This is a genomic window from Pseudomonas sp. BJa3 (assembly GCF_026343815.1).
GTDB lineage: Bacteria > Pseudomonadota > Gammaproteobacteria > Pseudomonadales > Pseudomonadaceae > Aquipseudomonas > Aquipseudomonas soli.
In genome coordinates this window covers 22,868-35,835 of sequence record NZ_JAOXMC010000011.1, presented here as the reverse complement: position 1 = coordinate 35,835, position 12,968 = coordinate 22,868, and the positions used below count along the sequence as shown (strand labels likewise).

Sequence of the window (12,968 nt, the reverse complement as noted above, 5' to 3'; positions counted from 1 at the left end):
GGACGAACGAAGCTCGCCGCCGCAGCGCAATTGGGGTGCGACGACTTACGACAAATCAATGAGTTGTGCCATGGATCTGCGCAATGAAGACCGCGGTAAAGAGCGGCCTTGGAAACTGCCGGATGGTATCACAAACGCTGCGCGCATGGGAGATATGGCAGGTTGCCGTACAGTACCATCCGCACGGATGGAAAAACGCCTCAATGGAGGCGTTTGCGGCACATCAACTGGGCAATTTTTGCGGTATCCGGGCGCTCGACCACGCCCTTCTCGGTGACGATCACGTCGATCAGGTCGGCCGGCGTGACATCGACCACCGGGTTATAGGCTTCGACATCAGCGGTTACCTGGATCCCGGACACCTCCAACAGCTCTTCCTCGCCGCGCGTCTCCAGCGGGATATCGTCCCCGGTGGGCAGGTTCAGATCGATGCTGGTGCTAGGCGCCACCACCATGAAGCGCAGCCCGTGGTGCATGGCCGCCACCGCCATCTGGTAGGTGCCGATCTTCGCCGCCACATCGCCATTGGCGGCAATGCAGTCGGCGCCGACCACCACCCAGGTGATGCCCTTGATCTTCATCAGGTGCCCCGCCGCCGCGTCAGCGACCACAGTCACCGGCACACCGTCGGCGGCCAGCTCCCAGGCGGTCAGGCGCGAACCCTGCAGCCACGGCCGCGACTCGCAGGCATAGACCTGCTCGACCATGCCCTCCAGGGTGGCGGCGCGGATCACCCCCAGGGCAGTACCGAAGCCTCCAGTGGCCAACGCCCCGGCGTTGCCATGGGTAAGCAGGGCCTGCTCGCTGCCCTGGTGCCTGCGGATCTGCTCGACACCGAACTGGGCCATGGTCAGGTTGGCCTCGCGATCACTCTGGTGAATCGCCACCGCCTCGGCCTCCATCACCTTCAGCACGTCCTCATCCGGGCGCAGGCGCTGCAGACGCTCACGCATGCGGTTGAGCGCCCAGAACAGGTTGGCCGGAGTAGGTCGCGCCTCGCCGAGCATCATGAAGTCTTCTTCGAGGCTCTCCTCCCAGCTCTCGCCTTCCGCCAGGCGATGGCGCAGCGCGAGCACCAGGCCGTAGGCGGCGCAGATGCCGATCGCCGGAGCGCCACGCACGGCCATGTCGCTGATCGCCTCAGCCACCTCGGCCGCCTCGGTACAGGCCAGCCAGCACTGCTCAAGCGGCAGCAGGCGCTGGTCGAGCAGGTGCAGCACGCCGTCGCGCCACTCGATGCCCGTTACCGTCTCCGCCGCCATCAGTTGCTCGCGCATCGCCTCTCCCCGTCGCCCTGGCATCAAAAGCCGGCGATTATAGCGAGCCTGCGTCGCGGACGCTCGGGTATACTGCGCGTTTAGCCGAACCGATCCAGGTATATATCGCGCATGCCCATCGCCACTCCCCTCCTCGACCTGCTGCTTGTGCCGGACTGGCTGGTCCCCGTCGAGCCGGCCGGTGTCGTGCTGGAGGGCCATGCGCTGGGCATCCGCGACGGTCAGATCGCCTGGCTCGGCCCACGCGAGCGGGCGCCACAAGCGCGGGAAGTGCGAACGCTGCCCGACTGCCTGCTGACGCCCGGGCTGATCAACGCCCACGGCCACGCTGCCATGACCCTGTTCCGCGGCTTGGCCGACGACCTGCCACTGATGACCTGGCTGCAGGAACACATCTGGCCCGCCGAGGGTCGCTGGGTGACCGAGGCCTTCGTGGCCGACGGCACCGACCTGGCCATTGCCGAACAGCTCAAGGGCGGCATCACCTGCTTCGCCGACATGTATTTCTATCCACGCGAGGCCTGCGACCGTGTGCACCGCAGCGGCATCCGCGCGCAGATCGCCGTGCCGCTGCTGGATTTCCCCATCCCAGGCGCACGCACCCCGGACGAGGCCCTGCACCTGGCCATCGAACTGTTCGGCGAGCTGCGCCACCACCCGCGCATCACCATTGCCCTGGGCCCGCACGCCCCCTACACGGTGAGCGACGAGAACCTGGAGAAGATCCGGGTAATCGCCGATCAGCTGGACGCACCGTTGCACATGCACATCCACGAGACCGCCAGCGAAGTCGAGCAAGCGCTCAAGGACAACGGCGAGCGGCCACTGGCGCGCCTTGCGCGCCTGGGCCTGCTGGGCCCGAACCTGCAAGCGGTGCACATGACCCAGATCAGCGACGAAGACCTGGCGCTGCTGGTAGAAAGCAACACCAGTGTGGTCCACTGCCCCGAATCCAACCTCAAGCTGGCCAGCGGTTTCTGCCCGGTGGAGCGCCTGTGGCAGGCCGGGGTGAACGTGGCCGTCGGCACCGATGGCGCCGCCAGCAACAATGACCTCGACCTGCTCGGTGAAACCCGCACCGCCGCGCTGCTGGCCAAGGCCGTCGCTGGCTCGGCCACCGCTCTGGACGCACACAGGGCGCTGCGCATGGCCACGCTCAATGGCGCCCGTGCCCTAGCCCTGGAAGCGATCACCGGCTCGCTCGAGGTGGGCAAGGCCGCCGACCTGACCGTCTTCGACCTGTCGGGGCTGGCGCAGCAACCGGTGCACGACCCGGTCTCGCAACTGATCTACGCCACCGGGCGCGACTGCGTGAAGGATGTCTGGGTCGCCGGACAGCAACTGGTCGAGGACCGCCGCCTGAGCCAAATGGACGAAGCCGCGCTGGCCGCCAACGCCCGCGCTTGGGGAGCCCGCATCGGTGGGCGCAACGAATGAATGGCCGGCAGTTGCGGCTGCCGCCCCGCGACACTATTTATCGAAGATTCAGAGGACTGTTCCCATGAGCAACGTCGACCACGCCGAAATCGCCAAGTTCGAAGCCCTGGCCCACCGCTGGTGGGACCGCGAGAGCGAGTTCAAGCCGCTGCACGACATCAACCCGCTGCGGGTCAACTGGATTGACGAGCGTGTCGGCCTGGCCGGCAAGAAGGTGCTGGACGTCGGCTGCGGCGGCGGCATCCTCAGCGAGGCAATGGCCCAGCGTGGCGCCACCGTCACCGGCATCGACATGGGCGAGGCACCGCTGGCGGTGGCCCAGTTGCACCAGCTGGAGTCGGGCGTTGCGGTGGAGTACCGGCAGATCACCGCCGAAGCCCTGGCCGAAGAGATGCCTGGCCAGTTCGACGTGGTCACCTGCCTGGAAATGCTCGAGCATGTGCCCGACCCTTCCTCGGTGATCCGTGCCTGCTACCGCATGGTCAAGCCCGGCGGCCAAGTGTTCTTCTCGACCATCAACCGCAACCCCAAGGCCTACCTGCTGGCCATTATCGGCGCAGAATACGTGCTGAAGATGCTGCCGCGCGGCACCCACGACTTCAAGAAGTTCATCCGCCCTTCCGAGCTGGGCGCCTGGAGCCGTGCCGCAGGCCTCGAGGTCAAGGACATCATCGGCCTGACCTACAACCCGCTGACCAAGCACTACAAGCTGTGCAACGACGTCGACGTCAACTACATGATCCAGACCCTGCGCGAGGAATGAGCATGCGCCTGCGAGCAGTACTCTTCGACATGGACGGCACCCTGCTGGACACGGCGCCGGACTTCATTGCCATCTGCCAGGCGATGCTCGCCGATCGCGGCTTGCCGGCCATTGACGACGCGCGTATCCGCGAGGTGATCTCCGGCGGCGCCCGCGCCATGGTCGCAGCAACCTTCGCCATGGACCCCGATACCGACGGCTTCGAGCCCCTGCGCCTGGAGTTCCTCGAGCGCTACCAGCGCGACTGCGCGGTGCACAGCAAGCTGTTCGACGGCATGCCGGAGCTGCTGGCCGACATCGAGAAAGGCAACCTGCTGTGGGGCGTGGTCACCAATAAACCGGTGCGCTTCGCCGAGCCGATCATGCAGCGACTCGGGCTGGCCGAGCGTTCGGCGCTGCTGATCTGCCCGGATCATGTGAAGAACAGCAAGCCCGACCCCGAGCCACTGATCCTGGCATGCAAGACGCTCGATCTGGATCCGGCCAGCGTCCTGTTCGTCGGCGACGACCTGCGTGATATCGAGTCCGGCCGTGATGCCGGCACCCGCACTGCGGCGGTGCGCTATGGCTATATACATCCAGAGGACAACCCCAACAACTGGGGTGCCGACGTGGTGGTGGACCACCCGCTGGAGCTGCGCAAGGTGATCGACAGCGCGCTGTGCGGCTGCTGATTTCAAGTCGCAAGCGTCAAGCTTCAAGCTTCAGGAAAGAGCAGCCCCAACACTGATCCGCTCTCTCTTGTCGCTTGCCGCTTACAGCTTGCAGCTCATATCCAAGGACAGACCTATGTTCGACTACACCGCCCGCCCCGACCTGCTCAAGGGCCGAATCATCCTGGTCACCGGCGCCGGCCGCGGCATCGGCGCCGCTGCCGCCAAGGCCTATGCCGCCCTGGGCGCCACGGTGCTGCTGCTGGGCAAGACCGAAGCCAACCTGAACGAGGTCTACGACCAGATCGAAGCCGCGGGCCACCCACAACCGGTGGTAATCCCGTTCAACCTGGAAACCGCCCTGCCCCACCAGTACGACGAACTGGCGGCGATGATCGAGGATCAGTTCGGCCGCCTCGACGGCCTGCTCAACAACGCCTCGATCATTGGCCCGCGCACGCCGCTGGAACAGCTGTCGGGCGACAATTTCATGCGCGTGATGCATATCAACGTCAACGCCACCTTCATGCTGACCAGCACCTTGCTGCCGCTGCTCAAGCTGTCTGAAGACGCCTCGGTGGTGTTCACTTCCAGCAGCGTCGGGCGCAAGGGCCGGGCGTACTGGGGCGCCTACGGGGTGTCGAAATTCGCCACCGAAGGATTGATGCAGACCCTGGCGGACGAGCTGGAAGGCGTCGCGCCGGTGCGCTCCAACAGCATCAACCCAGGCGCCACCCGCACGGCAATGCGCGCCCAGGCGTATCCGAGCGAGAACCCGCAGAACAACCCGCTGCCCGAGGACATCATGCCGGTGTACCTGTACCTGATGGGGCCGGACAGCAAGGATGTGAACGGGCAGGCGCTGAACGCGCAGTAATCTTCAGGTAGCCGGGGCCGCCTTGCGGCCCTTTCGCCGCATCGACAAACCGCGGCGAAAGAACCAGCAAACGATGATTTCAGCCCGCCGCCAAGGCCGGGCGCAAACGCCCCTGCTGGCGCCCTTCGAGCTGCATGCAACGCTCCAGGAACAGGAACATGCAGTCGTAGCTCTTGCAGATCGCCCGGCGCAGCTCGGTGCGCAACCCCAGGGTCGGGTTCTCGCCCGCCAGAGTGCAGATGATTTCCAGCGCTTCCCACGGGTGCGCGTCATCATACTGCGCATGCATCTTCAACCATTTCATGGCGCGCTTGCGGGTGTCTTCGGGGAAGCCCTGGGCGTAGGTATCTTCGGCGCAGACCACTGCCGACCATTCGCCGGTGGCACCTTCGATGGCGTAGTTGGTGGCCGCCATCGCGATGGCCAGCGACTCGGTGGCGCATACCCGCCAACACCAGTCGTTCAAGCCATTGAGCTCGGGCGGCACTTCCTGAGACTGCAATTCATGCAAGTGGATGCCATGGGCCTGGCACCAGTGCACCCAGTAGTCGGCATGATTGAGCTCGACGCGGATGTTGCGCATCAGCCAGCGGCGCGCCATGTCCTCCCCGGGGTGCCGGGCGTAACGGGTCTTGGTGAGGTTGTGGGCCATGTAGAGGGAGAACTGCTCGACCACCGGCCAGCCACCGATCAGGTACTGGCGGATGGTCGACTGCTTGAGCCGGCCATCGCGCAGGCGCTGGTAGAACTCATGCTCCACCACCCGACGCTTGCTTTCGCGGCAATCGTCGATCAGTTGTTGGGCCCACTGTGGATAACTGGCCGGATCCATCAATGGTCCGATCCTTACGAACGCGTCGATCACTGTCAGCTCCTTGATTCCCTGTGATTTCCGGGCGTTGTTCAGCGAAAGGTCCCCGGCGCCCGGTGCAGAAGGGGCCTCGCGGCAATCCGTTGGCGCTGCAGGCTGTCGCAGGTGAACACCTGCGGACGTTCGATGAGATACCCCTGGGCGTAGTCCACGCCGATTTCCTGCAAAGCCTGCTCGATCAGTGGCGTTTCGACGAACTCGGCAATGGTCCGCTTGCCCATGACGTGGCCAATGTGATTGATCACTTCGACCATCGCCCGGTTGATCGGGTCATCAAGCATGTCCTTGACGAAACTTCCGTCGATCTTCAGGAAGTCTACAGGTAAATGCTTCAAATAGGCGAATGACGACATTCCGGCGCAGAAGTCGTCCAGCGAGAATTTGCAGCCCAATCCTTTCAATTCATTGATGAACCGGATTGCACTACCCAAATTGGCGATGGCGCTGGTTTCAGTAATTTCAAAACAGATCAACCGGGGCGGGATGTCGTACTCGCCAAACAGGCGCTGCAGGTACTCGAGGAATTTGTCGTCGCCAATGCTCGAGCCCGAGAGATTGATGGCGCACATGGCCAACGGCCCCTCCCGGCCCTCGTCCAGGCATTGGCGAATCACCTGGAACACGCTGCGTACCACCCAACGATCTAGTGCGGTCATCAGGCCATAGCGCTCGGCTGCGGGAATGAAGCTGTCGGGCAGGATGGTACGCCCGCTTTCATCGTGCAGGCGCAGGAGGATCTCGATATGCCCCAGCCCATCGTGGGGGTGCAGCGGAGCGATTTCCTGGGCGTATAGGCAGAAGCGATTCTCCTCCAGCGCTACGTGCAGGCGCTGGATCCAGGCCATTTCACCAAAGCGCATGGACAGCTCGCTGTCGTCGGCGTGATAGACCTGGACGCGATTGCGCCCTTTCTCCTTGGCCATGTAGCAAGCCATGTCCGCCGCGCGCAACGATGCCTCCAAGGTACTGGGCACCTGGGCGATATGCACCAGGCCGATGCTGACCGTGGTGACGAAGGGCCTACCCTTCCACACGAAATGCAGGCTCTGCACGGCTTGGCGCAATTGCTCGGCAATGCGCTCGGCCTGCTCCGGCGGGCAGTTCTCGAGCAGCACGCCGAATTCGTCCCCCCCCAGGCGCGCCAAGGTGTCACCTTCGCGAAGGCCCGACTGCAACACCGCGCAGATATGGCGCAGTAACTCGTCGCCGGCGGCATGCCCACACGTGTCATTGACCAGCTTGAACTGATCGAGGTCGAGGAACATCAATGAATGCCGGCCGGCCTGGCGCGCCAGGGCATTGAGCGCCTGCTCCAGGCGGTATTCGAACTCGCGGCGGTTGGCCAGACCGGTCAGCGCGTCGTGAGTGGCCTGCCAGGACAGGTTGGCGATGTACTGGCGCTCCTGGGTCATGTCGTGCAGTACCACGACGATGCCGCTGACCTGCCCTTCTGTAAGAATGGGCGAGCCCACCAGGTTGACCGACACCGTACTACCATCCAGGCGCTGGATCAGCCGGGCGTGCTCGGCGCCGCCCTTGAGGCTGCCGCTGAGCACCTGCTCGACCAGCGTCAGGCTGTCGCCTTCGGCATTCTCGTCGAGCAGGCTGAACAGCGCCGCCAGCGGCAGCCCCTGGGCCTGCATCGCCTGCCAGTGCGTCAGCTGTTCGGCAGCCGGGTTCATGTAGCTGATGCAACCATCGACATCGGCGGTGATCACCGCGTCGCCGATCGACTCCAGGGTGATCTGCGCCCGCTCCTTCTCCTCCTGCAACGCACTGGCGAATGCCTGGCGCTGGGCCAGCAGCTTGCTCGAGCGCCGCCAGGCCATGGCGATAAGGAACAGCGCGGTGGCCAGGTTGGTGAGCATCAGCACCTTGAGCAGCATCCGCGAACCTTCACCCAGGGCATCGCTGAATGCCTTGGCGGCGGGCGTCACGCCATCATTGATGGCCACGATCCGCGCCTTCCAGTTGGCTACCTGATGGGCATCGGCCTTGCCGCCGGCAAACCCCTCGCGCATCTGCTGGGCCAGCACGTCGAGCTGGCGCAGGTAGTCGTCACCGATGTCCCAGTAATCGATGGCGGTTTCCATATAGCTGATATGGCGAAAGTTGCGGTAGAACCAGATGATCCGGGCGACATCCTCGGGGTGATTGCCGCCTTGCAGCACGCCCTGGCGCGCCGCCTCCAGGTCCGGCTCGGGCCGATCCAGGGCCAGGCGCAGGTTGTGATCGCCCTGGGGCACCAGGATGGCCCGGCGATAGCGGGCATAGGTCAGCGGATCGCGATCATCGGCATAGAGGTTGAGGTAGTAGATGGCGTCCTTCTGCGCCTTGGACCACAGGCTCTCGCCCGCCACATAGGCGCGCACGGCGGACAATGCATAAAGACTCAGACTGCCAAGCAGTACCTGGAAAACCACAACGGCGACGAAGGGCCAGATGATGCCCAGCAGCCTTGGCGCTTCGAGAGTCCGATTTCCCTTCATGTAATCCCTGTCATGGCGGCAGATAAGGCACGAATCGACCTAGACAAGCACAGCGTAGGCCATTTGCCATGAAGGAGCGACAAGCTACAAGCGCCAAGCGACAAGAAAAAGTGCGCTGCCCCCAACTTGCCGCTTGCAGCTCGAACCTTGAGGCTGTTTTCAGGTTTGCTGCAGGTGGCCGTAGAGCTTGGCGTACAGGCCACCTTCGGCGATCAGCTGCTGGTGGTCGCCATCTTCGGCGACATGACCGCCATCGAACACCAGCACCCGGTCCGCCTGCTTCACCGCCGACAGGCGGTGGGCGATGATCAGCGTGGTGCGCCCGCTGAGGAAGCGCGCCAGGGCCAGGTGCAGGTTGTATTCGGTGGCGGCGTCCAGCGCGGAGGTGGCCTCGTCGAGGATGACCACCTTGGGTTCGGCCAACACCATGCGGGCGATCGCCAGGCGCTGGCGCTGGCCACCGGACAGGCGCACGCCGGAACGCCCGACGATGCTGTCCAGGCCCTGGGGCAGCGCGGCGATGGTGGCGTCCAACTGGGCGATGCGCAGCGCCTGCCAGCAGGCGTCGTCGCTGCAGTCACGCCCCATGGTCAGGTTGGCGCGCACACTGTCGTTGAACAGTGACGGGTGCTGCAGCACCACCGCGACATTTTCGCGCAGGGTCTCCAGGCCGATCTCCTGCAGGCTGGCGCCTGCGAAGCGGATGGTCCCGGCCTGGGCGCTGTACAGCCCAAGTAGCAACTGCACCAGGGTACTCTTGCCGCCGCCACTGGCACCGACGATGGCGACCTTCTCGCCCGGGGCAATGGTCAGGTTGAGCTGGTCCAGCACCGGTTCGTCGGCATAGGCGAAGCGCAGGTCGCGCACCTCGATACCGACCGTGTCGCGCCCGGCAAACGGGTCGGCGGCCGCCGGGTACTGCGGCTCGTCGGCCCGCGCCAGCAGCTCGTTCAAGCGGCTCAGCGCACCGCCGGCGGCATAGTAGGCATATTGCAGGTTCAGCAACTGTTCCACCGGTCCGATCATGAACCACAGGTAGCTGAACACCGCCAGCATCTGGCCGATCGACAGGTCGGAGAACAACACCGTGAGCATGGCAGCGGCACGGAAGATATCGATGCCGAACTGGAACAACAGGCCACTGGCGCGGCCACTGGCGTCGCTCTTCCACTGCGAGGCCACCGCGTAGTCGCGCACCTCGCGGGCGCGCAGCCCCAGGCGGCCGAGGAAGTAGCCCTGGCGGTTGCCGGCGCGGATCTCCTGGATCGCGTCGAGGGTCTCGGTCAATGCCTGGGTGAACCGTGCGGTGCTGTCGTTCTCGAGCTTCTTCAGGTGCTTGACGCGCTTGCCCAACTGCACGGTGAAATAGATCACCAGCGGGTTGAACAGCAGGATCAGCAACGCCAGCTGCCAGTGCATCCAGATCAGGATGGCCGCGGTGCCGGTCAGGGTGAGCACGGCCACCAGGAAGCGGCTCAGGGTTTCACCGACGAACTTGTCCAGGGTGTCCAGATCAGTGACCAGGTGGGTGGTCACCGTGCCGCTGCCCAGGCTTTCGTATTCCTTGAGCGAAATGCGCTTGAGTCGCTCGATCAGACGGATGCGTAGGCGGTAGACGATATCCTTGGCCAGGCCGGCGAACAGCTTGGCCTGGACCACGTTGAACGCCAACGCCGCCAGGCGCAGGCCGAGGGTGGCGCACAGCATCAGCCCAATGTAACCGGCGGCCACCTGCCAGCCTGTGGGCAGAAAATTGTTCATCCACTTCAGCGCTGCGTCGCCATGCCCCAGCAGCACTTCGTCCACCAGCAGCGGCAGCAGCAAGGGAATCGGTACGCTGCACAGGGCGGCGAGCACGGCCACCAGGTTGGCGGTCCACAGGGCTTGCTTGTGGTGCAGGGCCAGGCGGCGGATCTCCGCCCAGCTCAGGCGATCGGGCACAGCGGGGGACTTCCCTGGCACAGGGTCTGGCGACCCTGGCAGGTCAAGCACAGGCGGCCTGCTGCAGCCAGCGGCCGAGCAAGGGTTGCAGGCTGTCCAGCGGCTGGTAGCCATTGGTCAGCAGGGCCAGCTGGCCATTGCGCTCGGCCAGCAGCGTGGGGAAGCCAGCGATGCCCAGGTCCTGCACCCAGGCGAAATCGGCACTGGTGGCGACACGGGTGTCAGGAAGGGTGAAGCGCTGGGAGAACTGCTCGCGGTCGAAGCCGGCCTGCTCGGCCAGCTCCACCAGTTGCGGGGCGCGGGTGACATCCACGCCCTGCTGGTAGAACGATGCCTGGATCAGTTGCAGCAGGCGCCAGGCCTGCTTTTCATCCAGCTCGCGTGCGGCCACCAGGGCGCGGCACGCCGGCTCCGTGTCATAGACGAAACCGTCGGGCATCGCATCGTCGAAACGAAACGGTTGCCCGGTGGCATCATGCACCGCCTGCCAGTGCTCGAGGATGTACTTGCGGGTCGAGGCGTCCAGGGCGCTGCCACCGGTGCGCAGGCCGCCCGGCACCAGGCGGGTCCCTACACCCGCCTCACTGGCCTGGGCGATCAGCGCCTCGGCCACCGGGGCAAAGCCCCAGCACCAGGAGCACATCGGGTCCATCACATAGAGCAGGCGTGCGGACATGCATCAGGCCTCGGCTTTGTAGTTGAAACCGATCGGGTGCGGCTGGTTGCGCGCCTTGGCCAGCTCGATCTGCTTCTGGCGATCGATGGCGCTGCGCCGAGTCTTCTCGCTCAGGCTGTCCCAGCAGTGCGGGCAGCTCACGCCTGGCGAATAGTGCTCCGACTCCCGGTCCTTCACGTCGATCGGGTGGCGGCAGGCATGGCACTGGTCGTACTCGCCCTCGGTCAGGTCGTGGCGCACCGTGACCCGGTTGTCGAAGACGAAGCAGTCGCCGTCCCAGAGGCTTTCTTCCTGGGGTACTTCCTCGAAGTATTTCAGGATGCCACCCTTAAGATGATAGACCGCTTCGTAGCCCTCACCGAGCATGTAGCTGGAGGCCTTTTCGCAACGGATGCCACCAGTGCAGAACATGGCGACCTTCTTATGCTTGCTCGGGTCGAAGTGGGCCTTGATGTAGTCGGGGAACTCGCGGAAGGTCTCGGTCTTCGGGTCGATGGCGCCCCTGAAAGTGCCGATGGCCACTTCATAGTCATTGCGGGTGTCGATCAGCAGCACTTCCGGGTCGCTGATCAGGGCGTTCCAGTCTTTCGGGTCGACGTAGGTGCCGACCGCCTTGTTCGGATCCACGCCAGGCACGCCGAGGGTGACGATCTCTTTCTTGAGCTTGACCTTGGTGCGGTAGAACGGCTGCTCGTCGCAGTATGACTCTTTATGGTCGACGTCCACCAGGCGTGGGTCGTTGCGCAGCCAGGCCAGCAGCGCGTCGATGCCTTCGCGGGTGGCCGAGACGGTGCCGTTGATACCTTCGTTGGCCAGCAGCAGGGTGCCTTTGACGCCGTTGTCGAGCATGGCCTTGAGCAGCGGCTCGCGCAGTTCGACGTAGTCTTCGAGGGTGACGAACTTGTACAGCGCCGCCACGACGATCGGTTGGGTCATTGCGTTGAATCTCCAGGTGGTTGCCCTCGTAAGGGGCGGACCGGGTTTGGCAAAAGCATGGGGCCGCTGCGCAGCCCATCGCCGGCAAGCCGGCTCCCACACGCTCAGCGCAAGACTCGAAATTTGCGCAGGACCTGTGGGAGCCGGCTTGCCGGCGATGGGCCGCAAAGCGGCCCCGAGGGAATAACGCGAATTGTATCAGAACGACGGAAAGGATTCAGTGCTTGCCGCCGCCGGCGCACACCGGCGAGGCCGGCGCCACACCGACCACAGCCCATTCCTCGGGCGTGTAGGTGTGAATCGCCAGGGCGTGGATCTGGCCCATCAGCTCACCCATGGTGGCGTAGACCCTCTGGTGGCGCTTGACGCTGTTCAGCCCCGCGAACTGCTCGCTGACCAGCACCGCCTTGTAGTGCGTTTCCTGGCCACGGCTGTGCATGTGGCTTTCGTTGTGCACTTCGAGGTGTTGCGTGCCCAGCGGCGCCAGCTGCTGTTCGATGCGTTGCTGCATGCTCATCGCGTCACGCTCACTTCTTCGCCGGGGCCTTGCCGGCGCTTGGGTCGAGTTCCTTGGTCATGTCGTCGAGCAGCTTGTTGACCACCGGTACCGCCGGCTCCAGGCTCTGCTGGGTCAGCTGGGCGGACTGCTGGGTGACCTTGGGCATTTCACGCAGGACTTTCTTGCCCAGGGGCGATTCGTAGAACTTGACCAGGTCGTTCAGCTCGGCCTCGGTGAAGGTCGCGGTGTAGAGGTCGACCATCTTCGGCTTGAGCTTCTTCCAGCCGATGGCGTTGTCCAGGGCGGCGTTGGCCTTGGCCTGGTAGCTGTCGAGCACGGTTTTCTTGGAGGCCGGCGCCTTGGTTTGCTCGAAGCGCTGGGCGAACATCTGCTGGACCTGCATGTACACCGGGGTGCCCAGCTTGTCGGCATTGGCCAGGGTCAGGAATTTCTCGGCGGCAGCGTTGTGCGCTGGAGTGGCAGCGAGTACCTGGCCGCTGGCGCAAACCAGGGCAACGGCGGCACAGAGGACACGGAGACGGGTCATTG

At 64.5% G+C, this 12,968-nt stretch carries 12 protein-coding genes; 4 read left to right on the top strand and 8 right to left on the bottom strand.

All coding sequences use genetic code 11. The annotated features are described in order from the left end of the window. Positions 1 to 200: 200 nt before the first annotated feature. Positions 201 to 1,277 carry an S-methyl-5-thioribose-1-phosphate isomerase gene (gene mtnA, locus OH705_RS15270; RefSeq protein ID WP_267302459.1) on the bottom strand — a complete coding sequence of 359 codons (1,077 nt, stop codon included), beginning with the start codon at positions 1,275 to 1,277 and terminating at the stop codon, positions 201 to 203. 111 nt (positions 1,278 to 1,388) lie between these two features. On the opposite strand from mtnA, the gene OH705_RS15265 reads away from it, so the two are divergent. From OH705_RS15265 to OH705_RS15250, 4 genes are all read left to right on the top strand, one after another. Further along, on the top strand, positions 1,389 to 2,714 hold the full coding sequence (locus tag OH705_RS15265; protein WP_038705631.1) for a TRZ/ATZ family hydrolase: 1,326 nt from the start codon (positions 1,389 to 1,391) through the stop codon (positions 2,712 to 2,714). Positions 2,715 to 2,778: 64 nt separating this feature from the next. Next, a complete protein-coding gene (ubiG, locus tag OH705_RS15260; protein WP_023630595.1) occupies positions 2,779 to 3,477 on the top strand; it encodes a bifunctional 2-polyprenyl-6-hydroxyphenol methylase/3-demethylubiquinol 3-O-methyltransferase UbiG in 699 nt (232 codons plus the stop codon). Between the two features lie 2 nt (positions 3,478 to 3,479). Further along, entirely contained in the window at positions 3,480 to 4,151 is a 672-nt protein-coding gene (gene mupP, locus OH705_RS15255) for an N-acetylmuramic acid 6-phosphate phosphatase MupP (RefSeq protein WP_023630596.1), read from the top strand. 115 nt (positions 4,152 to 4,266) lie between these two features. Then, positions 4,267 to 5,007, top strand: a complete 741-nt coding sequence (locus tag OH705_RS15250; protein WP_023630597.1) for a YciK family oxidoreductase — start codon at positions 4,267 to 4,269, stop codon at positions 5,005 to 5,007. A gap of 79 nt (positions 5,008 to 5,086) precedes the next feature. Here the strand turns inward: OH705_RS15250 and OH705_RS15245 are convergent, their stop codons facing one another. From OH705_RS15245 to OH705_RS15215, 7 genes are all read right to left on the bottom strand, one after another. After that, a complete protein-coding gene (locus OH705_RS15245; protein ID WP_263158642.1) occupies positions 5,087 to 5,872 on the bottom strand; it encodes a TenA family transcriptional regulator in 786 nt (261 codons plus the stop codon). A gap of 38 nt (positions 5,873 to 5,910) precedes the next feature. After that, positions 5,911 to 8,367: an EAL domain-containing protein gene (locus OH705_RS15240; RefSeq protein WP_038705630.1), complete on the bottom strand. Its 2,457-nt coding sequence runs from the start codon at positions 8,365 to 8,367 to the stop codon at positions 5,911 to 5,913. A 159-nt stretch (positions 8,368 to 8,526) separates the two neighbouring features. Further along, complete coding sequence (locus tag OH705_RS15235; RefSeq protein ID WP_104444283.1) at positions 8,527 to 10,359, bottom strand: ABC transporter ATP-binding protein; 1,833 nt, start codon at positions 10,357 to 10,359, stop codon at positions 8,527 to 8,529. Beyond that, entirely contained in the window at positions 10,352 to 10,984 is a 633-nt protein-coding gene (locus OH705_RS15230) for a DsbA family protein (RefSeq protein ID WP_110604974.1), read from the bottom strand. The genes OH705_RS15235 and OH705_RS15230 overlap by 8 nt, the downstream gene beginning before the upstream one ends. 3 nt (positions 10,985 to 10,987) lie before the next feature. After that, entirely contained in the window at positions 10,988 to 11,920 is a 933-nt protein-coding gene (locus OH705_RS15225) for a rhodanese-related sulfurtransferase (protein ID WP_267302458.1), read from the bottom strand. 217 nt (positions 11,921 to 12,137) lie between these two features. Then, positions 12,138 to 12,437 carry a BolA family protein gene (locus tag OH705_RS15220; protein ID WP_023631439.1) on the bottom strand — a complete coding sequence of 100 codons (300 nt, stop codon included), beginning with the start codon at positions 12,435 to 12,437 and terminating at the stop codon, positions 12,138 to 12,140. A gap of 10 nt (positions 12,438 to 12,447) precedes the next feature. After that, a complete protein-coding gene (locus OH705_RS15215; RefSeq protein ID WP_023631438.1) occupies positions 12,448 to 12,966 on the bottom strand; it encodes a DUF2059 domain-containing protein in 519 nt (172 codons plus the stop codon). Positions 12,967 to 12,968 lie beyond the last annotated feature (2 nt).

Excerpts from the sequence above, each read along its gene's own strand:
- OH705_RS15240 (WP_038705630.1), bottom strand. The coding sequence starts at position 8,367 with ATGAAGGGAAATCGGACTCTCGAAGCGCCAAGGCTGCTGGGCATCATC.
- mupP (WP_023630596.1), top strand. The coding sequence starts at position 3,480 with ATGCGCCTGCGAGCAGTACTCTTCGACATGGACGGCACCCTGCTGGAC.
- mtnA (WP_267302459.1), bottom strand. The coding sequence starts at position 1,277 with ATGCGCGAGCAACTGATGGCGGCGGAGACGGTAACGGGCATCGAGTGG.
- OH705_RS15230 (WP_110604974.1), bottom strand. The coding sequence starts at position 10,984 with ATGTCCGCACGCCTGCTCTATGTGATGGACCCGATGTGCTCCTGGTGC.
- OH705_RS15215 (WP_023631438.1), bottom strand. The coding sequence starts at position 12,966 with ATGACCCGTCTCCGTGTCCTCTGTGCCGCCGTTGCCCTGGTTTGCGCC.
- ubiG (WP_023630595.1), top strand. The coding sequence starts at position 2,779 with ATGAGCAACGTCGACCACGCCGAAATCGCCAAGTTCGAAGCCCTGGCC.
- OH705_RS15250 (WP_023630597.1), top strand. The coding sequence starts at position 4,267 with ATGTTCGACTACACCGCCCGCCCCGACCTGCTCAAGGGCCGAATCATC.
- OH705_RS15220 (WP_023631439.1), bottom strand. The coding sequence starts at position 12,437 with ATGAGCATGCAGCAACGCATCGAACAGCAGCTGGCGCCGCTGGGCACG.
- OH705_RS15265 (WP_038705631.1), top strand. The coding sequence starts at position 1,389 with ATGCCCATCGCCACTCCCCTCCTCGACCTGCTGCTTGTGCCGGACTGG.
- OH705_RS15225 (WP_267302458.1), bottom strand. The coding sequence starts at position 11,920 with ATGACCCAACCGATCGTCGTGGCGGCGCTGTACAAGTTCGTCACCCTC.